General features: G+C 74.6%; 3 protein-coding genes. All 3 read left to right on the top strand.

The annotated features are described in order from the left end of the window. Window positions 1–541: NADPH-dependent F420 reductase (npdG, locus tag AC1DQF_RS21455; protein WP_477527250.1), on the top strand; the 541-nt coding region annotated here is incomplete at its 5' end. A gap of 32 nt (window positions 542–573) precedes the next feature. Beyond that, window positions 574–1950 carry an MFS transporter gene (locus AC1DQF_RS21450; protein WP_477527249.1) on the top strand — a complete coding sequence of 459 codons (1377 nt, stop codon included), beginning with the start codon at window positions 574–576 and terminating at the stop codon, window positions 1948–1950. A gap of 49 nt (window positions 1951–1999) precedes the next feature. Continuing rightward, window positions 2000–2608 carry a rhomboid family intramembrane serine protease gene (locus AC1DQF_RS21445; RefSeq protein ID WP_477527248.1) on the top strand — a complete coding sequence of 203 codons (609 nt, stop codon included), beginning with the start codon at window positions 2000–2002 and terminating at the stop codon, window positions 2606–2608. Window positions 2609–2620 lie beyond the last annotated feature (12 nt).

The raw sequence follows: 2620 nt of genomic DNA, 5'->3' as shown, positions 1-2620 counted from the left end.
GGCCGAGGCGGCCGCGGCCGAGCTGTCCGAGGCCCTCGGCACCCCCCTGACGGGGGCGAGCAACGCGGACGCCGCGGCGGCCGCCGACGTCGTGCTGGTCGTCGTACCGTGGGAGGGGCACAAGGAGCTGCTCGAGTCCCTGCGCGAGGTCCTCGCGGGCAAGGTGGTCGTCGACTGCGTCAACCCGCTCGGCTTCGACAAGCAGGGGCCGTTCGCCCTGCAGGTCGAGGAGGGGTCGGCCACCCAGCAGGCCGCCGGGATCCTCACCGGGTCGCGCGTCGTCGGCGCCTTCCACAACGTCTCCGCGGTCTTGCTCGGGGACCCGGCCGTCGAGCGGGTCGAGACCGACGTGCTCGTCCTCGGCGACGACCGCGAGGCCACCACGCTCGTCCAGGAGCTCGCCGACACCGTCCCCGGCATGCGCGGGGTGTACGGCGGGCGGTTGCGCAACGCGCACCAGGTCGAGGCCTTCACGGCCAACCTGATCGCCATCAACCGGCGCTACAAGTGCCACGCGGGGCTGCGCGTCACCGACGTCTGAGGTCCCTCGTCGGAATGTCGGGGCGCCGGTCGGTGTTGCGACCCGACGTGGTGCAGACGGTGACGACCCCGGTCCAGGCTCCCGACGACTCCCGTCGGGTGTCCCTGCTGCTCGGCCTGCTCTTCGGCCTCGCCGGCATGGGGTCGTCGTCCGCGGCGATCGCGCTGCCGCTCATGGCCTCCGACCTCGACGTCAGCCTCGGGTCGGCGGCGTGGAGCATCAGCCTCTACGTGCTGATGCTGGCCGTCACGACGGCGGTCTACGGGCGCGTCAGCGACCTGGTCGGCGTACGTCTCCCGCTGGTCTTCGGCATCAGCCTGATGACCGTCGGCGCGATCGCGGCGGCCCTCGCCCCGACGTTCGGCGTGCTGCTCGTCGCGCGGATGTTCCAGGGGGCGGGCGCCGCGGCGGTTCCGACCCTGGGCGTCACCGCCCTGAGTGCGCGGTACGACGGCCCGGTCCGCGGGCTCGCGCTCGGCCGGCTGGCCGGCACGGCCGCGGCCATCAGCTGTCTCGGCCCGCTGCTCGGCGGCGTCGTCGAGCACGCGCTGGGCTGGCGGGCGGTGATGGCGCTGCCGATCCTCGGCGTGATCGTCATCCCGTTCCTCTGGCACGCGCTGGCCGGCGGCGGCAGCGGCGCGCGGCTCGACATCATCGGCGCGGTCCTCGTGGCGGTCACCTCGGGTGGCCTGGTGCTGCTGGTGCAGTCCCCGACGAGCGGGCTGACCATCACCGTGGTCGGCGCGCTGATGGTGCTGCTGGGTGCGCCGCTGGTGGCGCTGCGGGTACGCCGTCGCCCGCACGGCTTCCTCCCCCTCTCGGTCATCCGCAACGGTCGCGTGGTGCGCTCGGCGCTCGCCGCGGCGTCGGTCCCCGCATCCTGGTTCGCCCTGCTGATCGGAGTGCCGGCCGTCCTCGTGCACGCGGGCTGGGAGCCCTGGCAGGTCGGGCTGCTGCTCGTGCCCAGCGCCGTCGTGGCGATGCTCGTGCCGCGGGTGACCGGCCCCCTCCTCGACCGGATCGGCGGCTCCTGGAGCCTGGCCGTCGCCGGCGTCGTCGCCGCCCTGACGATGCTGCTCGCCGCGCTCGGCACCCACCTGGTGGCGCCCGTGCCGGTGGCGATCGCCGTCGCCCTGGCGACCGTCTCCTTCGGGATCGGCCAGCCCGCCCTCACCGCGCTCGTCGGCGACGCCGTGCACGCCGACGTCCGCGGGGTCGCCCTCGGCATCGCGACGCTCCTCTTCCTCGTGGGAGGCAGCGTCGGCTCGGCGGTCGTCGCCGGGCTCGGCGAGGTCATCGGGATCCCCGGCAGCCTCGCCTGCCTCGCCGTGCTCCCGGTCCTCGGGCTCGTCGCGCTGCTCCCGGACCTGCGGCGGACGTCCCTCCGGGAGTCACCGGGCGCCCGGTGATCGCAGCCGCCCCAGGCTCGTTCCCCGGCACCCTCGTACGCTCGATCGCGTGACCTCCGGCGCCCTCGACACTCGCACGCGGCCCTCCTGGGTCCGCGCGGGGGTGTGGAGCGCCGGCTTCGTCGCCGTGCTGTGGGTCTCGGAGATCGTCGACACGCTGCTCGGCAACCGGTTGGACGCCGAGGGCATCCGGCCCGGCGACCCGGACGGCCTGACCGGCATCGCGTGGGCGCCGCTGCTGCACGGCGGCTTCGGGCACCTGCTGGCCAACACCGTCCCGCTGCTGGTGCTCGGCTTCCTCGTGCTGCTCTCGGGCGTCGCCCGCTGGGCGGCGGTGACCACGCTGGTCTGGCTCGTGGCCGGCGTCGGCACGTGGCTCTTCGGCGGCGCGGGCACCATCCATCTGGGCGCGTCGAGCCTGGTCTTCGGGTGGCTGACCTACCTCCTGGTGCGTGGCTTCGTCACCCGCCGGCCCGGTCAGGTGCTGGTCGGGCTGGTGGTGCTGATGCTGTACGGCGGCGCGCTCTGGGGCGTGCTGCCCGGCCAGCCCGGGATCTCCTGGCAGGGTCACCTCTTCGGTGCGCTCGGCGGACTGATGGCGGCCCTGTGGCTGTCCGGGGGACGCCGGAGCGAGCCGGCCGATCGCTACGTGGACTGAGCGGCGTACAGG

Source organism: Nocardioides sp. P4_G4, assembly GCF_056401085.1.
The sequence above is the reverse complement of the archived record's forward strand: the minus strand, read 5'-3'. Positions and strand labels throughout refer to the sequence as shown.